Annotated in this window: 20 protein-coding genes and 3 pseudogenes; 7 read left to right on the top strand and 16 right to left on the bottom strand. The window is 35.2% G+C overall.

The window, feature by feature from the left end:
* Nucleotides 1-246: 246 nt before the first annotated feature.
* From cuyA to COL05_RS18710, 5 genes and pseudogenes are all read right to left on the bottom strand, one after another.
* The gene (gene cuyA, locus COL05_RS18730; protein ID WP_098669686.1) at nt 247-1,242 is read right to left on the bottom strand and encodes a D-cysteate sulfo-lyase; all 996 of its coding nucleotides are present in this window, start codon (nt 1,240-1,242) and stop codon (nt 247-249) included.
* 258 nt (nt 1,243-1,500) lie between these two features.
* On the bottom strand, nt 1,501-2,733 hold the full coding sequence (locus tag COL05_RS18725) for a DUF4073 domain-containing protein (RefSeq protein WP_098669685.1): 1,233 nt from the start codon (nt 2,731-2,733) through the stop codon (nt 1,501-1,503).
* Nucleotides 2,734-2,929: 196 nt separating this feature from the next.
* Nucleotides 2,930-4,470 (bottom strand): annotated as a pseudogene (locus tag COL05_RS18720) (serine hydrolase domain-containing protein).
* A gap of 211 nt (nt 4,471-4,681) precedes the next feature.
* On the bottom strand, nt 4,682-5,596 hold the full coding sequence (locus COL05_RS18715) for a class I SAM-dependent methyltransferase (protein ID WP_142337560.1): 915 nt from the start codon (nt 5,594-5,596) through the stop codon (nt 4,682-4,684).
* A gap of 194 nt (nt 5,597-5,790) precedes the next feature.
* Nucleotides 5,791-6,264: a DUF4188 domain-containing protein gene (locus tag COL05_RS18710; protein WP_098669683.1), complete on the bottom strand. Its 474-nt coding sequence runs from the start codon at nt 6,262-6,264 to the stop codon at nt 5,791-5,793.
* A 344-nt stretch (nt 6,265-6,608) separates the two neighbouring features.
* On the opposite strand from COL05_RS18710, the gene COL05_RS18705 reads away from it, so the two are divergent.
* Together COL05_RS18705 and COL05_RS18700 are read left to right on the top strand one after the other, a co-directional pair.
* Nucleotides 6,609-7,190 (top strand): AAA family ATPase, encoded by a 582-nt coding sequence (locus COL05_RS18705; protein WP_098669682.1) that lies wholly within the window; start codon nt 6,609-6,611, stop codon nt 7,188-7,190.
* A gap of 150 nt (nt 7,191-7,340) precedes the next feature.
* Nucleotides 7,341-8,453, top strand: a complete 1,113-nt coding sequence (locus tag COL05_RS18700; protein ID WP_098669681.1) for an LPXTG cell wall anchor domain-containing protein — start codon at nt 7,341-7,343, stop codon at nt 8,451-8,453.
* Nucleotides 8,454-8,518: 65 nt separating this feature from the next.
* Here the strand turns inward: COL05_RS18700 and COL05_RS18695 are convergent, their stop codons facing one another.
* Both COL05_RS18695 and COL05_RS18690 read right to left on the bottom strand, forming a co-directional pair.
* Nucleotides 8,519-9,190, bottom strand: a complete 672-nt coding sequence (locus COL05_RS18695; RefSeq protein ID WP_098669680.1) for an ABC transporter ATP-binding protein — start codon at nt 9,188-9,190, stop codon at nt 8,519-8,521.
* Entirely contained in the window at nt 9,190-10,254 is a 1,065-nt protein-coding gene (locus COL05_RS18690) for an ABC transporter permease (protein WP_098669679.1), read from the bottom strand. The genes COL05_RS18695 and COL05_RS18690 overlap by 1 nt, the downstream gene beginning before the upstream one ends.
* 182 nt (nt 10,255-10,436) lie before the next feature.
* Here COL05_RS18690 and COL05_RS18685 point away from each other — a divergent pair, with 182 nt between their 5' ends.
* Nucleotides 10,437-11,063, top strand: a complete 627-nt coding sequence (locus COL05_RS18685) for an ArsR/SmtB family transcription factor (protein ID WP_142337559.1) — start codon at nt 10,437-10,439, stop codon at nt 11,061-11,063.
* Nucleotides 11,064-11,285: 222 nt separating this feature from the next.
* Complete coding sequence (locus tag COL05_RS18680) at nt 11,286-12,545, top strand: MFS transporter (RefSeq protein ID WP_098669678.1); 1,260 nt, start codon at nt 11,286-11,288, stop codon at nt 12,543-12,545.
* Nucleotides 12,546-12,643: 98 nt separating this feature from the next.
* Here the strand turns inward: COL05_RS18680 and COL05_RS18675 are convergent, their stop codons facing one another.
* From COL05_RS18675 to COL05_RS18660, 4 genes are all read right to left on the bottom strand, one after another.
* Entirely contained in the window at nt 12,644-14,020 is a 1,377-nt protein-coding gene (locus COL05_RS18675; protein WP_098669677.1) for a sensor histidine kinase, read from the bottom strand.
* A gap of 1 nt (nt 14,021) precedes the next feature.
* Entirely contained in the window at nt 14,022-14,699 is a 678-nt protein-coding gene (locus COL05_RS18670) for a response regulator transcription factor (protein ID WP_098669676.1), read from the bottom strand.
* Nucleotides 14,700-14,851: 152 nt separating this feature from the next.
* On the bottom strand, nt 14,852-15,691 hold the full coding sequence (locus COL05_RS18665) for a YitT family protein (protein ID WP_098669675.1): 840 nt from the start codon (nt 15,689-15,691) through the stop codon (nt 14,852-14,854).
* Nucleotides 15,692-16,025: 334 nt separating this feature from the next.
* Nucleotides 16,026-16,667 carry a F0F1 ATP synthase subunit alpha gene (locus tag COL05_RS18660; protein WP_000525527.1) on the bottom strand — a complete coding sequence of 214 codons (642 nt, stop codon included), beginning with the start codon at nt 16,665-16,667 and terminating at the stop codon, nt 16,026-16,028.
* A gap of 450 nt (nt 16,668-17,117) precedes the next feature.
* On the opposite strand from COL05_RS18660, the gene COL05_RS18655 reads away from it, so the two are divergent.
* Both COL05_RS18655 and COL05_RS18650 read left to right on the top strand, forming a co-directional pair.
* Entirely contained in the window at nt 17,118-17,723 is a 606-nt protein-coding gene (locus tag COL05_RS18655; protein ID WP_098669674.1) for a hypothetical protein, read from the top strand.
* 658 nt (nt 17,724-18,381) lie between these two features.
* A complete protein-coding gene (locus COL05_RS18650) occupies nt 18,382-19,413 on the top strand; it encodes a S66 family peptidase (RefSeq protein ID WP_098669673.1) in 1,032 nt (343 codons plus the stop codon).
* A gap of 475 nt (nt 19,414-19,888) precedes the next feature.
* Here the strand turns inward: COL05_RS18650 and COL05_RS18645 are convergent, their stop codons facing one another.
* The 5 genes and pseudogenes from COL05_RS18645 to vanR-A form a co-directional block, all read right to left on the bottom strand.
* Nucleotides 19,889-20,872, bottom strand: a complete 984-nt coding sequence (locus COL05_RS18645; RefSeq protein WP_098669672.1) for a glycerophosphodiester phosphodiesterase family protein — start codon at nt 20,870-20,872, stop codon at nt 19,889-19,891.
* Between the two features lie 279 nt (nt 20,873-21,151).
* Nucleotides 21,152-21,790: a VanZ family protein gene (locus COL05_RS18640; RefSeq protein WP_098669671.1), complete on the bottom strand. Its 639-nt coding sequence runs from the start codon at nt 21,788-21,790 to the stop codon at nt 21,152-21,154.
* Nucleotides 21,791-21,846: 56 nt separating this feature from the next.
* Nucleotides 21,847-21,981, bottom strand: a pseudogene (locus COL05_RS31930) (D-Ala-D-Ala carboxypeptidase VanY); the annotation flags it as partial.
* A gap of 284 nt (nt 21,982-22,265) precedes the next feature.
* Nucleotides 22,266-23,420 carry a vancomycin resistance histidine kinase VanS gene (vanS, locus tag COL05_RS18630; RefSeq protein ID WP_306475318.1) on the bottom strand — a complete coding sequence of 385 codons (1,155 nt, stop codon included), beginning with the start codon at nt 23,418-23,420 and terminating at the stop codon, nt 22,266-22,268.
* Nucleotides 23,410-24,105, bottom strand: coding sequence for a vancomycin resistance response regulator transcription factor VanR-A (gene vanR-A / locus COL05_RS18625; RefSeq protein ID WP_078417391.1), 696 nt, complete (start codon nt 24,103-24,105; stop codon nt 23,410-23,412). The genes vanS and vanR-A overlap by 11 nt, the downstream gene beginning before the upstream one ends.
* 99 nt (nt 24,106-24,204) lie before the next feature.
* Here vanR-A and COL05_RS32350 point away from each other — a divergent pair.
* Nucleotides 24,205-24,336: pseudogene (locus COL05_RS32350) on the top strand (Tn3 family transposase); the annotation flags it as partial.
* Nucleotides 24,337-24,377: the final 41 nt, after the last annotated feature.

The raw sequence follows: 24,377 nt of genomic DNA, 5'->3' as shown, positions 1-24,377 counted from the left end.
TTTTATGGGCAGTTGAACCCCCCCCTAAATTCTTTGCTTTTGCTGCATTTTGAGTTGGGGGTCTTACTGCCCATTAAAGCGGGACAAATAAATTCCATAAGCCACTAATGAAATGAGTAAAATAGAAATGCCGAGTACCGTGTATATAATCCATTTTAAACTTGAACTCATATACGCCCCCCTCTCACCTTCTAATAATTCCATTATATAACAAAAAAAGCATTGGATACCCAATGCTTTTCACACTTACGCAAATAAAGATGTATTCGCATATAAAGCTGGTGAACCACCTGAATGTACGAATAAAATGTTGTCATCTTTATTAAATGTACCTTTTTTAATTAAGTCAATTAGTCCAGCTACTGCTTTACCTGTATACACTGGATCGAGTAAAATACCTTCTGTTTTCGCAAGTAATTGCACTGCTTCCACCATTTCTGGCGTTGGTAATGCGTAACCTGGTCCTACATATTCATCAAAGCATGTGACAGCTTCGCGTGAGATAAAGTTCGGAATACCAACATGAGCTGCCGTTTCCTCTACAAGTTTTGCTACTTTCTCTTCTTGTTCTGCTTTTCCTCTACTTACATTGATTCCGATTACAGGAATGTTACTTTGTGTTCCAGAAAAACCAGTAATTAAACCAGCGTGCATACCGCCGCTACCGCTTACGCAAACGACTGAACTGAAATCAATTCCTTGATCAAATGATTGCGTCATTATTTCTTGCGCACAAGCAACGTATCCCATTGCACCAGTAGGATTTGATCCACCAACTGGTATTACATATGATGTATTACCTTTTTCACTAACTTCTTTCGCAACTTTATGCATCTCTTCCATAAGATCTGCTCCGTTTGGTACAACAATTACATTTTCAGCACCTAGTAAATGATATAAAAAATAGTTTCCGTTAAAGTCTCGCTTCTCTTCTGGCTCAAGCCCTTCTTCTAATACAAGAATACATTTCATTTTTTCTTTTACCGCAGCTGCAAGTGTTAGACGGCAATGGTTTGACTGAATACCACCAGCTGTAATTAACGTATCCGCACCTTTTTCCTGTGCATCCGCAACTAGAAACTCTAACTTTCTCGTCTTATTACCACCAGCTGTTAAACCAAGTAAATCATCTCGTTTAAAATAAATAGTAGGCCCACCAAGTGCCTCAGAAAAATTGTTTAATTTCTCAATTGGTGTATACGATTCTGTATATTTTTTTCTCGGGAATTTAGCTAAATTCATGAATAACGCTCCTTTGTACTTCTTTCACAATGTATGTAACGATACTATTATTACATGTAAAAATGATGAAGTCACCTTTCTGGGGTAAAAATGTATTGGATTTTCAATTTCCATTGCGGTACATGAAATTATATAAGTACTTTAGACTTCAATACGGTGCATGAAATTTATATCAGTAATTTTTCAAATATATCGACTTATCGACAAAAAACAACAAAATAAAAAGAGCCCACACATTCAAATGCGGGCTCCCTCCAATCACTTATTTGCCGAAAAACGAAGAAGCTGCGTTAATCCTGGTTCTAAATTCATTTCGCCTTTATGGCGTACATATACGATTTTGTCCCCGTCAAATTTGGGCAGGTTTCCTGGATTATACGTCAGCCACTCGTTCGTTCCTTCTACATTATACTCCATATACTCCGTTGCACCGACAACTATGTTTTTACTATCATCAGCGGTTACATTGGGTGCCATTTGTGCAATTTTCGAATCACTAATTACTAATTTCTTTATTTCCTTATCACGTTTGTAATCGTAAGCTGTCACCATTACATCGCTACCATATGCTTTCACTTGCAACCCTTGTTTAAATGAATAACCATCAGGAGCAGTCTTCTCTCCCCCATTTGGTCCAGCCGACATCCAGCCCGTTTCAATCCCGCCCGTATTTACAACAGTAAATCCCTTTTTATCTCCGCCCGCAATTTTCTTTTTACCAGCCCAGTCTGGCAAGTTTAAATCCCAGTGCGTGTGACTCGTAAAGAAAACAACTTGTGGATAGTCTTTTAATATATCGTACAACTTATCGCCGTTTAAATAATCTTGTAAGTATGGTGATTGTCTTGATCCAGACACTGTATCGGGTAAAACATGATGAGAGAAAATGAAAATTGGCTTATCCTTATCTTTTTGACTATACTCTTCTAAATTTTGTTTTAACCAACCTAATTGCTCATCACTCATATATACTTCATCCCACATTTTTGAATCGTGGTATTTCATATATTTTTCCGTTCCTAAAAATAAAAGCGGACAACCGTCTAATTCTTTTTTATGGTACACCTTTTCTTGTCCGCTAAATTGTAAATAGCGATTAAATAACGTTTCTTCCGTTACACCATTTGGCCATGTACTTTGAGAGAGCTTCCCATCAGCTGTCCATTTACCAGCATAAAACTCATGATTCCCAACAGTTGACCATACATTCTCGGGATGCTTATTTTTGTTTAACACACGCTTCACATCATCATATTGTGACTGTTGTCCAGTTGGCGTTATATCCCCATTCATAATAAGCGCTCTAGAAAGTGGCGTCACTTTGTTCATATCTTTTAATACATGATCAAAATCTCCTAAATCACCTTGAATGTCACTAATAACGTTAAAAGTTGTAGCTGATTTTCGAACTTGCTCTTTTCCTTCCGCATGTGCTGAAAATGTCGGTAATAATGCCGCCATAACTGCTAACGAAGCAACTGTCTTTTTCATACAAATTCTCCCCCTAATTATAGAATGTACAAACTGACATATTCTGCTTTCTCTTAGGTGCTTGTCCAATTCACATTATAAGGAGGGATTGTAAAGATAGATGGAGTTAAAAGTTAAGTGTTTTTTAAGAGATTTTGTCGTTTTTTGCACTCCACAATTAGCGATTCACGCCAATCTAGCTTTCTAGCCTTTAACATTACATACATGTAAATTTTGATGTTAAATTTTTTCGTTTCATACGTTGTTTTTATTACTTTTAATTTTCGGGAAAAACCCACTAATTAATAATGTTATAATCCATACCATTATTAGAATGAAATTTATTGTATTACCGGAATTCAAACTAAACACTCTCCACAAATCGGCAGCACAAAAAACGAGAACAGCAGTAATAATAAGTAAAAATGTCCTAACTACTAATCCGATGTAAGATTTCTTCTCTTTCTTAAAAATGAACGCTCTTCTACCTTTGTACAATCTAATTACAAATAGCAGCAAATATAAACCAAGTATGACTCCAATAACAATTGATGTAATGGAGTTGTTTTTTCTCTGCTCAGCTAGAGAGAAGTAACTTTCAGGTAAATTTCCCGTTTCATATTCAATCCATGCATGATAAATATCCTGTCGTAAGTCTATACCACCATCACCATTTGTAAGGATTACCAATCCATCCTTTGTATTAGGAATGAAACCATAAAAAGAATGCCAGCCTCGATTGTCACCAGAATGATAAAGTAATTTCCATTGATTAGATAGTTTTTTTTCAAATATACCTAAACCATTCTCCCCTAATATCGGCTTTTGCATTTCCTCAACACGTTCACTTTTGATGACACCATTTCCTTTATTATTTGCATCCATGCTTGCAAGTATCAATGTCATCATATCGGTAACATTTGTCTTAAGACCTGCAGCAGCCTGTTCGGTAAATTGGTAACTAGGGAGCTCCTCTCCAAAATATCCATAAGCTTTTGAAAGGTTATGGTTTTCAGGACGTTGTAAAAATGAACTAGATTTCATTCCTAAAGGTTTCATAATTTGATCTTCCATATAACGATCAAACGGTATTCCGGTAACTTCTTCAATTACAAGTTGTAAAATTGTATATCCGCCACCAGAGTAAATTGTTTCTGAACCTGGTTTATTGGTAACCTCCACTGGTTCATTAAGCCATCCTTTTCCAGACAGAGACTCCTCAATAGAGTCAAGATGTTTCCCTGGTGCAACCCCGAGGTATCCTTTATGTGCAGATAGCCCTGCAGTATGACTTAACAATCTTCTTATGGTTACTTCATTATTATTAAACTCTGAATTAGGTAATTTCCATTTGGTCAGATATTTTCCAACAGGATCATCTAGTAATAAACGTCCTTCATCTACAAGATGCAAGATTCCCCACGCTGTAAGACTTTTAGATATGGAACCAGCCTGAAACAAAGTATCATCACTCATCGCTTTTTTTGTCTTTTTATCTACATAACCGTAGTTAAGTGTATAAGCAATACGTCCCTCATGTACAATCCCTATTGCAACCCCTGGTACCTCATAATTCTCCTGCCATTTGGGTACCTGTTCATCCAGCTTTTTTTTGAAATCCTCTATACTCCTACCAGTCAACGTACCCGATTCTGCCCTCACCACATTTGTAAACCATGCTTCATTCACAATGAATATACAAATGATGAAACATAAAATACTTTTACATATTATCGATGCTTTTTGTCTACTCTTCATTTGCTCTACCTCCTTTTTCAGAATATTCTATCCGATAATCAGAGTATCCCATTCCCATATCTAGTTCTATCGATTTTCATTACTTAACCTTACAAATTTGTAATAAAAATCAAAGTTCTACATACTTAGGGGGTTTTACTGTTCTTTATTCGAGGACAGTGAATTTAATACAAAAAAGACACAGAGATTTCTCCCCATGCCTACTAATCCTCTACTTCTTCACCGCATGCACGTAATGCACCGTCTCAAAAGCTTTTAAATAATCGTTTCGTCCTTCAAAATATAATGTATTTATGTCTTCTGGCGATAAATGCTCATAAATGAGTAAGCCCGCCTTCTCTAACAGTGCTTCCATTTCGGTATACGAAAAACACGATTTCATCGGTTCTCCACCTACTGCAGCTATTTTTACCATATTTTCCACCCGATTGGACAGTCCCTTTTCTGTAAATAAGTTTTCATCTGGATAATCAAAAACGATTGAGCTCCCTTCTGGAACCATCTCGAATAAGCACTCTATTAAACTAGAAAGCTCTTCTTTTGTTAAATAATACGAAACACCTAAAAGGCTAAAGAAAGTCTTTTTATTTTCAAATCCTTCATTCCGTAACTGTTCACTGGAAAATCCTTTCGTGAAATCCATCGAAATAAAATGAAGGTTGTTTGGAATTTCAAGTTCTGTGTCTTTTATTCTCTCCTTCTTAAATCTTTGTGTAGAAGGATGATCTACTTCAAATATTTCTATTTCATTCTCTAATTCTCGATGTCTGAAACTGAACGTATCTAAGCCCGCACCAAGTATGACGTATTGCTTTGCACCGAATGTAATCTCATGTAGTAATACTCTTTCACAGTATGCCGCACGTGCCAAAGGTGTTGGTGATAATTGAACTTGTGTAATCCATTTTAATATTTCTTGTGGATTGTCTTGAAACTTCTGTGCAATGTCTGTATTAAAAAAATGTATTCCTTGAACCATATTCGTTTCAATATCGTTACGTTCCTTTTGTGGAATGAAATCTTTAGCTATATAATCATCAAAGATTTTAGAACGATCAAATTCACTGTGATACGCCCTTCCGAAAGCTGATACTAACGACGTTACACTCGCTTCACCTTTTTTCACGCACATACACTCCTTCATTTTCACAACAAAAATAGGGTTCCCCTGGCCAGGAGAACCCTATTATACACTTTATTTTTATATTGGTAAATTATAGCACAAATAAGTTTTTTTGTCAAGTTTTCAGCCTGCTACCGCTCTAATAATTTGTATATTCTCTGGCAGAAAAACCGTAATTATATACACAAGTTTTCAAATTATTTATCCATTCTTTTTTGAGCGGTATTAGTATCTTGAGATACTGGTATATGTTCGGTAGCTCTAGATAAACCTGTTTTTGGCATATTAACATAGATTGCTTCAGAAGCACCTTTTTCTATCCGATATGTTTCGTGAAAAACACCGACACTCCCATTATCTTTAATCTTATTATTATATGATTTCCAAGCATTTGAATGATTTTTTCCGTGAGCATAGTTTACTAATTCATCGAATCCCTTCCAGTATTGAATTAAGACAACCTTTCTCCAACTAAAGAAAAATTCTGTATGTAAGAAACCCCATTGTGGGTTTTGATACAATTCTTTAATCATAGGCCCCATAGCATTAAAAACTGGTATCCACTTCCAAAATTTCAATAGGTTATTAATACGCATACCAATAATAAAAACAACAAATTCTTGATCCTTACTATTAGCTATATGCCTGCCGTTAAAAATTTTAGCTCCCACTTTAATCCCCCTTTTTTACTGAACACAAATAATGTACAGCTCCCAAATAAACCATAACACTTTTCCATGAATTTTCCAATTGGTTCAACATTGATTATGAAAGACTATATTTAAAAATAAAAGATATATGTTTTTACCTTTTTATTATTAAATCTCCTTTTCATCAAGAACATTTTTATAATATATTTCAGTAACGATAGCATTACTGCCTTCTTTCTAAAAAGAATATTTTTTCGTGAAACTTTCAGCCTATTGCTACTCAGTCACTTTGCATATCCCCCAGCAGGAAAATTGTCGATCCACACCGAATACCCCAAATGATAACAATACATATGGAGAACAATATGAAACGATCAGTGATCATTACCGTAGGAAAAACACACAGCGGAAAAACTACATTTGCTAAAGAACTAGAAAATGAGTTACCCCACTCTTTCGTTATGGATCAAGATAACCAAGCTGAATTTATTAATACGCATTATGAAAAGTTACAACCGGCTGAAGGCGCTAATACATTTAAACACGGTCTTTCGAAATTCATTGTTGATTATGCAAAAGAACATACGAGTTTACACCTTATTATTTGCAACTCAAATAGAAGTCGAAATGACCGGATGTATTTGCTAAATGAATTGTTTCAGAAAGAGGAATATGTACGCATACTCGTTCATTTTGACATTCCAGATGATGTCCTTTACGAAAGAGTAGCTCGAAGCACGCGAAATACCAATATTTTTAGAGGTGGATATTCTAATTTCAAAGAAGTACTTGATCGACAACAAACTGAATCACTTCACGAAAATGTCGTAGATCCTGTAGAAAATGAGGCTGATTATTTGTTTGTTATTCGTAATAGTAAGGATGTAAACTCTACTATAGAAGAAATTGTTCATCTTGCTAAAGATTTGTCCCCTACCCCCAAATAAAAGAATTTCAAAATTACATAATGATAGATTATTATGCAAATCCTTCCTCTAAGCGCCTAACATGGTATATAATGATAAGATAATCTACTTCTATATGCTCATTTTTACACAAGACAGCTCATGCATATGAAAGAAAAGAGGTACAAAAATATGAAAACAAAACAAACTATCGCTGCATCTACACTAGCTTTAGCAATGATTGCTAGCGCAAACTCTGCTCATGCAGAAGTAACTGATGCTACTCCTCAGCAAAGTACAGGAGATCGATTAGCTGAAATTAAGCAACATAGACAAGAGTTAGATGCGAAATTGCAGCAACACAAAGAAAACGTGGATCAAACATTACATGAACTTAACAAAGTTAAGGAAAATGTTGATACGAAGGTGAATGAACTACACGAGCGTAAACAAGTTGCCGATGAAAAAATTAACGAAATTAAGCAACGTAAAGAAGAGTTCGATGCAAAACTTCAGCAAGACAAGCAAATCGCCGAAGATAAAATCGCTGAAATAAAAGAGCATAAAAAACAAGTAGAAGATAAAGTTGCTGAAGTGAAAGAACATAAGCAAAATATTGATAACAAAGTGAATGAGATTAAAGAACATAAACAAACTGTCGATGAAAAAGTGAATGAAATGAAGCAACATAAAGAGAACATTGATCAAAAGGTTAATGAACTTAAGGAAGTTAAAAAACAGGTAGATGAAAAATTAGCTGAGTTAAAGAAAGCAAAACAAACTGCTGAGGACAAACTTGCTGAGCTAAAAGAAAATAAGCCGCATACTGGGAATACGTTAGAGGAACTTAAGAAAATTAAAGGCAATTTAGATAGTCTTTCCGCTAACTTAGAACTAGCGAAACAAGATGTAAAAAACAAACTAGCTGAATTACAAAAAGCTAGAGAAGATTTACTAAATAAAATTAACGAAATTAAACAAGCGAAACAAACTGTTTCAGATGATTTAACAAAGAAAAAACAAGACTTAGATATTAAAATCAACGACTTTAAACATACTGAGAAAAAAATTGAGGACAAATTAGCTGAGGTACATACAACGAAGCAAAATGTAGATAACAAGATCAATGAAGTATCACAGTCTAAACAAACACAAGCAGATAATAGTACTAAAAACAATAACGCTAAAGAACTTCCTAACGCTGGTAGTGAGCAATCAAACAATATGGCTTTAGGTATGTTATCTGTATTAGGCGGGATTTTATTAGTAACACGAAATAAAATTAAAACGTTATTCTCAAAATAAAGCCATTATACTTATTAAAAACAATGATACAAAGGCCAACCGCATGTACGGTTGGCCATTTTTCTTTATATTAACTTTCCATCTCTTAGCGTCAATATACGATCACATACATCAAGCATTCTTTCATCGTGCGTAATCATAATTGCTGCTTTTTGGCTCTCTTTCACTTCACGTTTCATCATTTCTACAACTTCACGTGCACGTTTTGAATCTAAGCTAGCCGTTGGTTCATCCGCTAATATTAAATCTGGATTGTTCATAAACGCACGAGCGATTGCTACCCTTTGTTTTTCCCCGCCAGACAGTTGATTTGGATAATGATTTTTTCTTTCTCCTAATCCAAATGCTGCTAATAAATGATCCGCACGCTTTTCTGATTCTTGTTTGTTTTCTTTTTTAAGCTTTGCAATGTAAAACAATTGTTCTTTTACATTTAAATATGGAACAAGATTTGCGAACTGGAAAATGAAGCCGATTTTTTTCAAACGAATGTCTGTCATTTCTTTTTCTGATAGCTTCGTAATATTTTGCTCACGAATGTAAATATCCCCTTTTGAAGGTGATAATAAAGCACCCGCGATTGATAATAACGTACTTTTCCCTGATCCAGAAGGACCGACAATTCCGATAAACTCTCCAGCTTTCACATCAAGCGACATCGGATGAAGGGCTGTTACTTCTGTATTCCCTTCTCCGTACACTTTACTTACTTTGTCTAATTTTAATAATGAAGTCATTACATCCCGCCTCCAATTGCTTCTAATGCATCCACTTTTAATACTTGGTATAACGAAATAAGTGTTCCTAAAATACTAATGACGATAAAGATTGCTGCATATTGTGCAATCATCGGTGTTGTTAATAAGAACGGCATACCTGCTGGTAAAATTTGTTCTAATCCTTGTACAAGAACAATACTGATTACCATCGCAACGACTGATAAGAATAACGCCTGTACGACTAAGCTATTTGCTAAATAAGAGTTCTTCGTACCAATTGCTTTTAATACGCCTAATTGCTGTGTTTTTTGCAGTGTAATGACGTAGAAGAATACGCCGATTAGTAATGCAGCGATAACTAGTAAGAATGCAATGATCATCGTTAATGTCCCTTGCTCTTCTTTAAATCCTGGAATACTTTGCAGTACTTCTTTTTTGTCAATTACGTGTGCATTTTTAATCTCTTTATTTGTGTTAAGTGCAATTGCACTATAATCTTTTTGGTTTGGTTGTGAAATAGCGCCCCATACGTCTTCATTTACATAAACGACTGGTGTATGGCTAAACATTTGATCTTTCGTAAATCCAACGATTGTAAATTCTTTCTTTGAAACAGGATCAATAATTGTATCTCCAATATCAATTCCTTTTTCTTTAATTGATTCATCAGCAACCATTTCGTTATTTGCTGTACCTAATCTCTCACCTTTTACAATGTTCGGTTCTAAAAATGAATCGCGCTCACTTGAGAAAATAGCAACATCCACTTTTTTCGAACTATCTTTCTTTTCATATGTTGAAACTTTCACACGAAACGGAACAGCCTCTTTCTCGCCTACTTGATTGACTACGTTATCAACATCGTCTTTCTTAATTTGTGAACGAAGTAATTTATTTTCCGCATCATCTGCTAAAACGAACTTATTTGCCTCCATATTTTGAATCGATGAAGCATTATCATATGATAGTCCATTTGCTAATCCTGAAATAACAAGAACTAAAAATGATAATAACACCATAATCAGTCCGATTAATCCGTATCTTAATTTTGATTGTTTCAATTCACGCAGAGCTAAAAACATTTTGCTCGCTCCTTCCTCTTTCTTTCTATGCACTTATCATAAAAAAGAAATATGAACGGAATATGAACAGAAGATTACAGAGAGTAAGATTAAATTTTCAGAAAGTATTGAAAACAGTTGGAATCCTTGGTACAATTCAGTCAAATAATCTTGACCGAGTAATTTCATTTAAGGAGTTGATCATGTTGAAGCCCATGTTAACACTCACTACTTATAGCCAACTAAAAGCAATAAGCGATCCACTACGTGTCGAAATGATGATGCGTCTATGCGAACGTCCTTATACAGGACAATTACTATCTGAGAAATTCGGCATTCCAAGGGCGAAAATTCATTATCATTTAAAAGAATTAGAAAAGAATGGTTTTATAGAGATTGTTTATACAGAAGAAAAGAATGGCATCATTCAAAAGTTCTATCAATCTGTCGCTAGAGGCTTCACCCCTGCTGCAGACCTATTACCTCATTTAGAAATGTTAAGCGAATCAGGTCGCCAAATCTTTTTACAAATGGCAGAAACAACGAAAAACCATATTCTCGCTGCTCCTGAAGAAGCTTTTATATTACGAAAAGAAAGCGAAGACCCGGCTGAGTGGAATTACGTTTCATCTTGCTGGGAGTTTGATGCTACGCCGGAACAATTTCAAGTGTGGGTAAAAAAGTTTCATGAATTGATGGCTGAATTAAATGATATCGCAAAAGATGCGGATAAAGATCCAAATAGTAAATCTTATTACATTTCTACTACTGCACTACAAATCGACGAACGAGCAATGCAGCGATTTGTGAAAAAAGAAGAAAAATCGTAATACGATTTTTTTTATACAAACGGTCAAATTTATTTTACCGAATAAATTTATCCGACATTAACGGGCAGTAAAATTCCAACCTCAAAATTCAACTAAAAAAAGAAGTTAGGTGGGAGATTAACTGCCCGTAAACGTCCGATTGGTTCAACTAATANNTAATAATCAGTGGGGATGAACCTCCCACTGATTAAAGTTTCACTTTATTATAAAGGAGTAGATTAAATGGACATATTAAAAAACCGGAATTTCCTCTTACTGTTTTTAGGGAGAATTTTTACAAACATAGGAGATAGCTTATACTATGTAGCCGCGATGTGGCTCGTATATAAGCTAAGTGGTAATCCTTTTTATTCTGGATTGGCTGGTTTTCTTACATTATTACCTTCTGCACTTCAATTTCTTACCGGGCCATTCGTTGATAGATGGTCAATTAAAAACACCCTCGTCATTACACAAATTCTGCAATGCATTCTTATATTAATCATTCCTATTACACACTACTTCGACCTATTAACAGTCCAACTACTACTCATCATCATGCCCATCGTAGCCTTTATCGAACAATTCGCCTTTCCTGCACAGTCAAAAGCTTTACCACTTCTACTGAATAAAGCACAATTATTAAAAGGAAATTCACTCTTTTCGTTTGCGTATCAAGGCATTGATTTAATTTGCACGATGCTTTCCGGCATATTAGTAGCACTATTTGGCGCAATCACTTTATATGTAATCGACTCCTTTACATTCGCGATTACTGCCCTTTTGTTCTTTTCATTAAAAATGCCAAAGCAAGCAGAAACCAATACATCACTTTCAACGAAACAATATTTCACTGATTTAAGAGAAGGTTTTTCAATCGTCTTCCGTTCATTAATGGGCGTATTCTTAATCGGTTCAGTAGTCGCTAATTTTTCAATTGGTATGACGATGGCGATACTCCCTTCTTTTGCTGATTCTTTAGGAGGCGTGAAATCATATGGCTTCTTTCTAGCTGCTATATCAGCAGGTAGTCTTATCGGTGCATTATTCAGTTCATGGGTTGGCAAACGGAATGTTGGTCGTGTCTCTATTATTAGCTTTGCAACTGGCGCTATCTTTTGGTTTCTCTCTACGATCGTACCATTTCAATGGCTATCTATTTTCTTATTCGGCCTAGCTTGGATTCCAATTGGTGCAACCAACATATTATTTGCGACAATTAGTCAAATTGTAATTCCAAATCAATATATTGGACGTATTAACTCAGTCATGCGAAGTATGGGCACAATTGCTATGCCGTTTGGTTCTTTAATTGGTGGCTATGCTGCAAATGTATTTAGTAGCCAACTCATTTTCGCGCTCGCTAGCATCGGGATTTTATTTATTTCGCTCGTATGGCTACTTCATCCGAAATTACGAGCATTGCCAAAAGCTGATGAGATTACAGCGGATACTTTTGGGGTGCAGTTTAAAGTAGAGCGCGGGAAAGGTGCGGCTTTATAGCAGAAGTGAGGGGTACGTGAAATTTATATCAGCGATTTTCCGATTATATCGACTTATCGACAAAAAGAAGAGGCTGTTTCAAAAACAGCCTCTTTCCTCTATTTCGGAAGCTCCACCTGAACAGTCGTCCCTTCCCCTTTCATACTATACACTGAAACGTTTCCGTTATGCAGTTCAACAATTTTCTGCACGATGGATAATCCTAAGCCACTCCCTTCTACGTTTCTCGCTCTTGCAGTATCCACTTTATAAAAACGGTCAAATATACGGTCCATTTCTTCTTTATCCATACCGATTCCGTTGTCTGATATAGAAATGATGATACTAGACTCTAACTCTTCGACAAAAAACTCAATGGTCCCGCCGTCGCTTGAAAACTTAATACTATTCGTAAAGATGTTACTCCATACTTGATGAAGTAAATTTTCATCCCCTCGTATTGTAATGTCCGGCACATCAAATTCAACGGCGATGTCTTTTTCACGCCATTTCCATTCGAGCATAAAAATGACGTCTTTAATTTGCTTTTGTAGATTGAATTCTTTTATTTGCAACACTTTCTCTTCTTTATCTAATGAAGCTAGCGTAAGTAACTGTTTACATAAACTAGACATTCGCTTACTTTCGCCCTCAATAATTTGTAAATAACGATTTCTTTCTTCCACGCTCATCTTTTCTGTTTGCAATGTTTTCGAAAACCCTTGTATAGAAGAAAGCGGCGACTGGAATTCATGTGAAACATTCGAAACGAATTCTTGTCTCATTTCATCTAGTTCTTTTATACTTTTCGTCATCTTTTGGAAGCTTGTAGATAACGTCCCTATTTCATCTTTTCGCTTTACGTCTAATTCAATTTCATATTCCCCACTCGCAATTTTTTGTGTGGCCTTTGTAAATTTACGAATGGGACGAACGATATAACCTGCTGCGATTGCGATAAAGATAATACTTAATAGTACGATAAATCCTAGTAATACCGCTAGAAAAATTCGCATCTCACCAAATTGTTGCTGAATGTCAGGGCGAATGAATAAGGCGTACTGTTTATCACCGTGTTGTACCGGGACACCGACGCTATTAATTAATTCATTATCGAAAAATCCTGTAATGAAAAGACGCGTTGGATACGTAGAAACACCATTAAACGTTTCTCCTTGCAATACTTTATGAACGGTATCATCACTTATTGTCGTCTTACGAAACGCATTACCGATGCGCTTTCCGTTCTTTTGATCATCGACAATATAAATTTCATATCCTAGCTTCGCAATAGACCGTAAGTATGCCTCTTGATTTTCTTCACTTTGCTTTTCATATAACGATTTTACTTCTTCCGCATACATTAAAATCTTTTCACTATTGTACGGTTTTAACTTCACTTGATAGTACACATTCGTTAATAAAAAACCGATAATACTGCTAAGTAGCATGATCCCAACCGTCATAAAAACAAATCTAGAGTATAATGATTTCATTTTATTTCAACTCCAACTTATAACCGAGTCCACGTACTGTCGTAATTTGAAAATCATCCGTTCGTTTTGAGAAGCGATCTCTCAATCGTTTCACATGAACATCGACTGTTCGTTCATCTCCTTCAAAATCCATTCCCCATACTAATTCAATTAATTCTTCCCTTGAAAATGTTCTTCCAGGATAACTAGCAAGTTGTGATAACAATTCAAATTCCTTCAGCGGAAGTAAAATCGTTTGACCGTTACACTTCACCTCAAACCCTTTTCGGTCAATAGTCGTTCCGTGCAGCGTAATCATATCAGCATTCAGCATTTGATAACGACGTAGTAATGCTCTCATACGGAAAATAACTTCAGCTGGCTCAAATGGTTTTACAATATAATCGTCCGTACCAGAAATGAATCCTTTTTCTTTATCAACTAACTGATCTTTCGCAGTTAATAAAATAACAGGTATATCATGATACTTCCGGATTTCTTCACATAACGTATAGCCATCAACAAACGGCATCATAATGTCTACTATCGCAAGATGGATATTTTCTTTCTCTAAAACATCTTGTGCTACCTTTCCATCTTCTGCTTCAAAAACTTTAAACCCCTCTTTTTGTAAATGGTAATGCAACAATTCTCTAATATGCTTATCATCATCAGCTAATAAAATATGTATCATCTTCATTAAACCCTCTCTTGTTCATCCTTCTACATCCTTACCTTAAGAAACAATTGAATTTTTTGCAAGAAAAAGAAAAAGAATCTATTTTGAAAAAAGATTATTCAAAATAGATTCTTACGTTTTAGTATTAAGATTATTTTAATGAAAAATAAGTTCTAAGCTTTAGAAATATCAACGAACCCTTCTCCAAATACGTCACGAACATCGTGTATAGCGATGAACGCAGCCGGATCTGTAGTTTGAACAATCCTCTTTAGCTTCACTACTTCTTGCTTATTAATAACAACATAAAGAATTTCCTTCGGCGTTTTCGTGTAATAACCATGACCTGAGTACACCGTAACCCCTCTGCCCATTAATGTAGTTACCTTACCAGCAATTTCATTTGGGTTATCAGAAATAATCGTAATAGCCTTCTTCGGATTTAAACCTTCAATTACAAATTCCATTACTTTCGTTCCTACATATAACATAATAATTGTCAGCATCAGTTTTTCTGCACCAATGATGAAATAAGATGAAAACGCAACGATTAAATCGAAGAACAGTAGACCGTAGCTAATGCTCCATCCTAAATATTTATGTGTCATCCTTGCTAAGATGGTAGTACCTGCCGTTGTTCCACCAACGCGAATGATAAGACCAATCCCGCACCCGATAAATATTCCTCCAAAAATAGCATTTACGAGCATTTCATCCGAAGCAATCGTCCAGCCTTCTGTCAAATGAAGAAATAGTGAGTTCGTAACTACAGCGATAATCGTATAAATTGTTGTGATCTTATTTAAAAATTTATAACCGACTATTAACAAAATGGCATTTAAAATTAAGTTAACTAAGCCCGGTGACCATTCAAATAAATAGTACGTAATAATCGTGATACCTGTTACTCCACCCTCACCAAACTCGTTCGGGATAACAAACAAATTGACACCTAACGCGAAAAGAAATGCACCGATAATAATAAAAATAATGTCTGTCGTTCTTTTTTTCATACAGTACCTCACTTCTTATGTAAATATTTATTCTGTCATAAACTCTCACCATTATATCGTGGAATATTCAAATCGAACAGTGGTTTATTTTTATTTTAATATAGGATGATAAATCAACTTTATCCTATATCCACATGTAATTAAAATAGGATAACAACTGTATTTATTATGTACTACACATAACGTTTTGATTTCACACGTAATTCACGCTAAAAAATGAATATGAACCGTAAATTGCTCCATTTGTCTCAATAGCAGAAAAAATAAAAAAGCACCCATCAAATAATCATTTGATGGGTGCTGCATGTTACATTTGTTAATTACAGAATTCTAATTAAGACCAAATCCAAACATCATCATTATTTTCAACGTTGCTCTTTACCTCATGAACTTTTTCAATATTGTCCGTTGTGTTCCAGTTAATAGAACTTCCGCCCCAGCCCACATACTTCATATCAATTTTCACTTTCTCACCCGTATTAAATACTTGTCCCTTTGTTAAGAAAACATCAATAATAACTTTCTTCCCGTTTAACGATGGATACTCCACTACGACATATTTAGTAGCACCGTCTCCCTCATCTTCCATCGTTCCTACTTTTGATACTTCTCCAATTACATAATCAGGTGAGCCATCTTCTTTCATGTGCATGCCTAACTTGTTTGTTGTATTTTCAATTGCAGTTGCAACCATATATTCTGTAAAATTACGCATCATAGATCCAGTAGCCTTAACCTCATCTCCTACTTTCACATTTGAGAAAGTATCCATGTATACACTAACTGGCTCCTCATATTGCTTAGATTTTACGACAATTACACCGTTATCTACTTCTACTACTCGTCCTTCTAACGTCGAGAAATTCGATTCAATAGAAGCTGCACTCGCTTTTGTTACTTCTAATCCTGGTAAATTCGTTCCTGATAATGCTGCGATACCTAAAGCACCAGCTAAAATTAATTTTTTCATACCCATTATGAAACATCTCCATTCATGATGATTTTATTTTTTTGATTGGATACGCCCAACCTGTAACCATTATAGTTACACGTTATACAAAATAGCAACCATCTTTCTTATGCAATGTTGCATACTGTAATTTTTAAATATACAGCAAGAGGGCTTTAATTTAATTCAAAGCTAAAATAACCTTATGACCACGGTGTAAAGAAATTAAGAACTACTTTCGGTCCTAAGGTTAACGAATAGCTTTATAAAAACTCAATCACAAATTATTCAACTAGTTGAAAAATGAACCATGTCGAATTTTATTTTCATAAATTTCAAATTTCAAGGAGGTTTTACAAAATATTACACAGAATTATTCGTATATCGTAATATATTTAGAATTTTTTTACGATTCATTTCATTTTATCTACCACGTTTAGACAAAATGGAAAACCATAGCAAAAGGAGAGAGATAGATTGAAAAGAAAAATTAGTACAGCTGTTGTAGGGTTATCAGTGTTTAGCTTTGGTCTTTTTGGTTTAAATATTGGGGATGGCGGCGTTGTGAAAGCGGAGCATGGCGATGTTCCTGCTCCGAAATTAGAAAATCATGGTGACTACGGTGGCGCTCCTGCTTATGATCATGGAAGACCTCCTATTTCATCATATAATAAAGGGGATACTTGGGCTCCTGCTTTCAATATTGGCGATACCGGCGGCGCTCCTAAACTTGAAGGGCATGAACATTTCCCTGCTCCTAAACAAGAGAGTCACGCTGACTTCTTTGCTCCTACGTTAGAAGCGCATGGTAATACTGGCGCTCCTGCTTTAAATGTTGGTGATACGCCGACTCCGAAACTTGAGGGGCACGAACATTTCCCTGCTCCTAAACAAGAGACACATGCTGATTTAAGCTCAAAATTAGATTCACATGCGGATACTTGGGCTCCTGCATTAAACATCGGTGACACTGGTGGGGCTCCTAAACAAGAAGGGCATGCACATTTCCCTGCTCCAAAAGTTGAAACTCATGGCAATACTGGCGTGGCTCCCGCTAACTCTGAACATGGTACAGGTATTTAAGTTGCCCAAATTGAAATCTATTTAGTTTACCATTTTCATATATTTACAAGGAAACCATTCGATGTAACGAATATTATGTATATACATGATTTCTATTGTGATACACTCTACCCAAGAGAAATTTTCAATACATATGTGGTTTTCAAGTCTAAAAAATACACCTAGTAATTAGGTGTATTTTTTATTTTACCTCTCTATCTAATAATTAAAGAATACTCCCCTAAAAACCCCAACAAAAAAACCGAAGAAACTACCTATACTTCAGACACTTAAAGTACCACGAACGTTGCGATTTTTAGTGAAACTCCGTATCCAATCTCACTATCATCCCAAGTGCCTAAAGGCGATAGCTTTCTTGTTCAGGAACAGCTATCACCTCTCTATTCATGATGATTTTATTTTTCGGATTGAATACGACCAACCTATAATCATTACAGTTACAAATTGCAGAAAATAGCAACCATCTTTCTCATACAATGTTGCATACTGTAATTTTCAAATATAAATCAGTTATTCCTATATTCAACACTAAGACTGAATTCTTGAATCCCAGCAGGTAAACAGATTGATGATGAAGAAACTAATGCCATGCATCATATTTTTCAATACTACAGTTTGATAATCGTAATCCATTACATTATGTAGGAGCGGAGTTAATATGTTAAAGAAACCAAAGAGATTACAGCCAGGTGATATCGTGGCAACAGTAAGTCCTTCATGGGGAGGCGCAGGTGATTCTGAGATACGATGGCGATATGATCAAGGAGTAAAGAGATTAGAAGAAGTTTTTGGTCTTACGGTTGTTCCAATGCCGAATAGTTTAAAAGGTAGCGAATTCATTTATAACAATCCACAGGCTCGTGCGGAAGATTTAATGACTGCATTTCAAGATACGCGTGTGAAAGCAATTATTGCGAATATTGGCGGTGAAGATAGCATTCGCTTACTTCCCTATATAGATTTTAATGTAATACGTGAAAACCCGAAAATTTTTATGGGATACTCTGATGTTACCGTTTCACACTTGTTTTGTCATAAAGCAGGAATTTCCTCTTTTTACGGTCCAGCCATTTTAACTGATTTTGCCGAAAATATAGAGATGGATCCATATACAGTTGAAATGGTAAAGCGAACTCTCTTTTCCAATGAAATGATTGGCGAAATTCAACCAGCTCCTGAATGGACGAGTGAGCGTTTAGAATGGATAGAGATAAATAAGGATACAAGGCGTACGATGCAACAAAACAAAGGATATGAACTACTTCAAGGCTCTACTACTGTACAAGGACGCTTAATTGGTGGTTGTATAGAAGTACTGGAATTTGCAAAAGGAACGGAGCTTTGGCCTGAGAAAAAACATTGGGAGAATAGTATCCTTTTCTTTGAAACTTCTGAAGACCATCCAGAACCAAGTTATATAAAGTATTGTTTACGAAATTACGCAGCGCAAGGCATTCTCCCAAAAGCAAAAGGTATCATTTTTGGTAAACCAAAAGACGAAATTTATTATGAAGAATATAAACATGAAATACTAAAAGTTATGAAAGAATATAACTTAGAAGATTTGCCGATTCTTTATAATTTAAATTTTGGTCATACTGAACCGAAGTTTATTTTACCTTACGGTGCGATGGCAGAAATTAATTGTGAAAATGCATCTTTCTCTATTTTAGAGAGTGGCGTGGAATAAAGGGAAACTTTAATCAGTGGAGATTCCATTCACATCGCTATCAAGCTAACATTTTGAAGTTCTCCCAGAACGAAAATTTATTCTTTTCATAGGTGTTCAAAGAAATTCATTTTATTTTTTCGCTTTAGAGAACAATTAATTTCTTAAGTTGATAGCGATGGGGTACCTTCACATGCCCATCAACCTAAGATTTTGAAAGTACCCCCAAACGAAAAATTTACTTTTCTACAGTTAGTTATTTATGAGGATTCAGCTCATTTTTACATCTTGTGAGTAATTATTCAATCGTTGTCGTACTTCTGTTTGAATATAAATAAAATAAGTTCCATTCATCCAAAAAACACCCCCGATTTCCATTATTCATAGGAAATCAGGGGTGTTTACCGGTATATAAACCTTTAAAATTATTAATAAATCTTCTTTTAAAATATAAATGGTTAAACAGATGAAAAAACTTCGACTGTTATATTATCCCTTATTTCTTAAATACAGGTGCTATTTTATCAATGCGATTTGTCCAAATTCCACCTGTATAATCTTCAGGAAGGCGTTTTATATCTTCAGATGAGTCAAATCCACTTGAAAACCCAAACCCATTTCCTCCTACAATAATAACTCGAGTATCTGCTTTATCCATTCGATTAAGAAAACGATTTGGCCATCCCCAAAGCCAAGGAGCTACTTTGTCTGGTATATGTAATTCTCCATGCTTCAGGCTTGAAGGTATGTAGCCAGTCCATCCTAATGCCATATAAGTAATAAGATCTTTTTTCATGGTCGCTTTTGACATTGTTCTTAAACTAGGGATGCGCTCTTTTATCACAGCAATTGGTTTATCGCCACCATATACAGTTATTTGATCAAGGCGTTTCGCTGGTAATTTCTTGAGGTGAGTAGCCAATTGGATTCCTTCATTTTCATCATCGCTTTTAATATGAATAAGAAAAGAACGATCTGGAAAATGGGTAAGTACTTCATCAAGTGTTGGCATAAGATTAATCCCTTTGCCACGAAATGGGAATGTTTTACCCCCATCAGCTGTATAACCGTAACCAATATCAAGTGCTTGTAATTCTTTTGTTGTAAAATCTCTTGTAACACCTTTACCATTAGTACGGCAATCAAGCGTCCAATCATGAAAAATAACAAAATTATTATCTTTAGTTGGTTGAACATCAAACTCTACTAGATCAGCTCCAGCTTTAAATGCAGCTTCCATAGATGGAATTGTATTTTCTAAATAAGAGTGTTCAGGTTTATTTATACGTTCTGCTGTACATGTATCACTCTCTATTTCTTCCATGCTAAATGTTTGCGAAAGTCCTCGGTGAGCAAGAAGAAGAGGAGTTCCATCGTCCCTCTTAGCAAAAAAAGAACTGTTATTTACATAAACAAATACGAATAGGATAAGAATTATCCAAGTCGCTTTACGTTTCAATAACCTTTTTAGTTTGTTCATTGTATGCTCCTCTTAAATTTTGGTTGAAATGCCTTAAATAATTTTCGGCACTTAAATACTGGTAAATATTAAAGCCTATCTTATTTTTTTACAATGGATATAATTGTTAATTAAAGGCTGGTACTTTGATAGAAAACGGGAGCAATAGAAATCAATTCAATAACCACTCAACCTTCAGTAAGAATAGTTTTGAAAGATTTCTATGAAAATTTAATATAAATGGGTATATGTAATTTCCTATTATTTAAGAATCAATTTGCTATATGTATATTAATCACTTTATTGAAGCATTAAAGGCCGTCTAAATAAAACTGGATAATAAATTAACATCATACCTACAAATGAGCAAACTAAATAAAAAATAGCCTCGTATTTTATTACTAGAGAGATATTATTATCAATCTTTTTTTCATCTCTTTTATATATCATTTTGAATAATACTCTATATAATAAATACCCAATAATTGCTCCCAGGGTGTTCATAGATAAATCATCAATATCTGTAATTCTATTATCTAGCAATTGACCTAACTCAATAGCCAATGAAAAACCGAATCCAGCATAGGCAGCACTTTTCATTCTTCTAAACTGCGGCCAAATAGTCGGCAATAAAAAACCTAATGGCATAAACAGTAAAATGTTTAAGACATAAGTAGTCATACCTTCAGAAGCAAATGGAATCAAGTTAATTTGATTTGCACGAATTAATGTTTCGTATCTTCCTATGTCCCATATAGTCCCTATCTGCGTTACCTTATACACTAGTGAAAGGTAGAATAGAAAAACATACACCCATAGAAAATGCTGAATAGATATATTTTTTTTCGTTTTAAAATAAAATCCAATTTGAAACACTATACAAAAAATAATAGTAAAAAAATAAGTATATAAATAATTAATCAAAACTTCTGAATGCATTTAAAATCTCCTAACTTTACATTGTAATTTATAACTTTGTCATTTTAGAATATAATTCAAGAACGGGTGGTCACAATCACCCCATCTATATTTTCTCCATATATTCCATAAAATTCATTCACTGGTATTTCAACTTCAATTGTTTTATTTTGAAAAAAAGAATAATATGAAATCAAATATTTTTCCCCATCTTAATGAAAAATTGAGGTAGTCCCTGTATTATCTATGTTATCTTTGTGATTTTGATCATATTTTTGAACCTCTACTTTACTCTGAAAAAACAGCTCTTTATTCATGTAAGCTATTTTAATCCACGCATAAGTTATCATGTCTTTCTTTGACGAAATAAAAAAGCTCGTTCTTATGATTTAAATCTACTGCATAAGAACGAGCCATTTATTAATATTAAATTGTTAATTTCCTAAGAAAAAGTAGAGATAACCTTAAGAATTTCTTAAGAAACAATGATTATTTTCTAAGAATTCCCTTTATTAACCGAGCCTTGAAAGACTGGAAGTTCTACCGTGAAAGTCGTAGAGTTATCATTACTTTCCGCGTAAATCTGTCCGCCATGTTGAACAATGATTTCTTTGGCAATCGCCAATCCAAGTCCCGCGCCGCCCGTATCAGAAGAACGGGCATCATCCAATCTGTAAAACTTTTCAAATATGGTAGCAAGTTTATCTTTCGGGATGTTTCCGTCGTTCTCGAAAACGATGGATACCACATCTTCGGATAGGTTCGCCGTAATGTCAATAACACTGTCGTCCTTGCTGTATGCAGTGGCGTTTTTCAAAATATTGTTAAAGACCCTCGCTAGCTTATCAGCGTCACCAAATACGGTCAAATCTTCAGAAGCATGGAGTACCACCTGTTTTCCCCTCGCAGCAAGCTGGGGATAAAATTCATCAGTCATTTGCACCAGCATATAGTATAGGTCTATGTGCTTTTTCGTGAGCGTAATCGTTTGAAGGTTATATCGCGTAATCTCAAAAAACTCGTTGATTAACTGTTCCAGACGATATGCTTTGTCTAACGTGATATGCACGTACTTTGCCTTTTGCTCTCTTGGCATGTCGGGTGCCTCGTCAAGCAGGATCAGATAACCGATAACTGATGTAAGAGGCGTTTTAATATCGTGTGCCAAGTACATAACAACTTCATTTTTTCTTTGTTCGGCCAGCTTTGCATCATGCTCTCGCTTTTCAAGGGTTCGCTTTAATGTGTTGAGCTTCTGTTCCATGAACTCCAATTCCGCAGAAAGCTCAATTTGTTTATCTTCGTTCTGAATAAGTATATCAATACCGGTATTTATCTCTTCAAAGTATTTTACAAATTTTAAAAGCATAACGCGGCATAGAATAAGAATACTAATGGCAACCGCCACATAAATGAAAATTTCTATATTGTTCCGTATAGTATACTGATATATTATCATTGCGTCCCAACGCTCTAAATGATAACTGTTTTCCAAAAAACGTACAATCCACTCCCCAAGTGTCCCTTGGATAAATAGACGCAAAAACAGCACAAATATAACTGCTGCCATGACAATCGTAAAGATATATTGGTAGAGTTTCCGTTTTAATTTTGAATAATCGATTTTTTTATTCTTCTTTTTATTTTTCAATTTTATAGCCGATCCCCCATACCGTTTTTATATACTTCGGATTATCAACCGTATCGTTCATCTTTTCTCGCAGATGTCGGATATGCACGGTGATAGTGTTATTACTCTTGCTGAAATATTCGTCACCCCATATCTCATGAAACAGCTGCTCAGAGCTAACCACATTCCCCTTGTTCTCACAGAGGATACGCAAGATTGAAAACTCGGTGGGAGTGAGAGATAACGGCTTCTCGTTCAGAGAACACTCATGCGTGCTTATATTAATGACAAGACCAGAGTGTACGATAACATTCTCGTTCTGTGCCGTTACTCCATTGTATTTTTTATATCGGCGTAACTGCGCCTTGACTCGCGCAATTAACTCTAGTGGGCGAAAGGGCTTTGTAATATAATCGTCCGCACCAATTGTTAGCCCTGTAATTTTATCTATTTCTGTATCTTTCGCCGTCAACATGATAATTGGATAGGTGTGCTTGTCCCTTATTTTTTGACAGATAGTGAGACCACTTACGTCGGGTAGCATGATATCCAATATTGCAAGGTCAAGCACATTCTTATCTATACATTCCAATGCTTCTTTGGCGGTATAGTATTTGAAAACCGTATAATTCTCATTTTTCAAGTAAAGCTCAACCAAATCGGCAATTTCGCGTTCATCTTCCACAATAAGTACTTTATCACTCATGGTTACCAATCCTCCTCTATGGATGTACTTTTTTCAACAGGAATCTTTTCCGAATAACGAGCCTATCATACCTATTACTCCAAGTAAAGTCCATTGTTGTATACAGACAGAGTCGGTTACACCAAATAGATTTTTAAATTTACCCATCTATTAAGATTTAATTTTATGCCAAGAATAAAAGATTTATCTGACTCAAAATTATTTACAATAGATAAAGCAATATACTCTCCCTTTAGAAAAAGGAAACAATTCCGCCTTAAATTGACTTTGTA

It is taken from the genome of Bacillus sp. AFS059628, assembly GCF_002571225.1.
In the GTDB taxonomy this organism is placed as follows: domain Bacteria; phylum Bacillota; class Bacilli; order Bacillales; family Bacillaceae_G; genus Bacillus_A.
The sequence above is the reverse complement of the archived record's forward strand: the minus strand, read 5'-3'. Positions and strand labels throughout refer to the sequence as shown.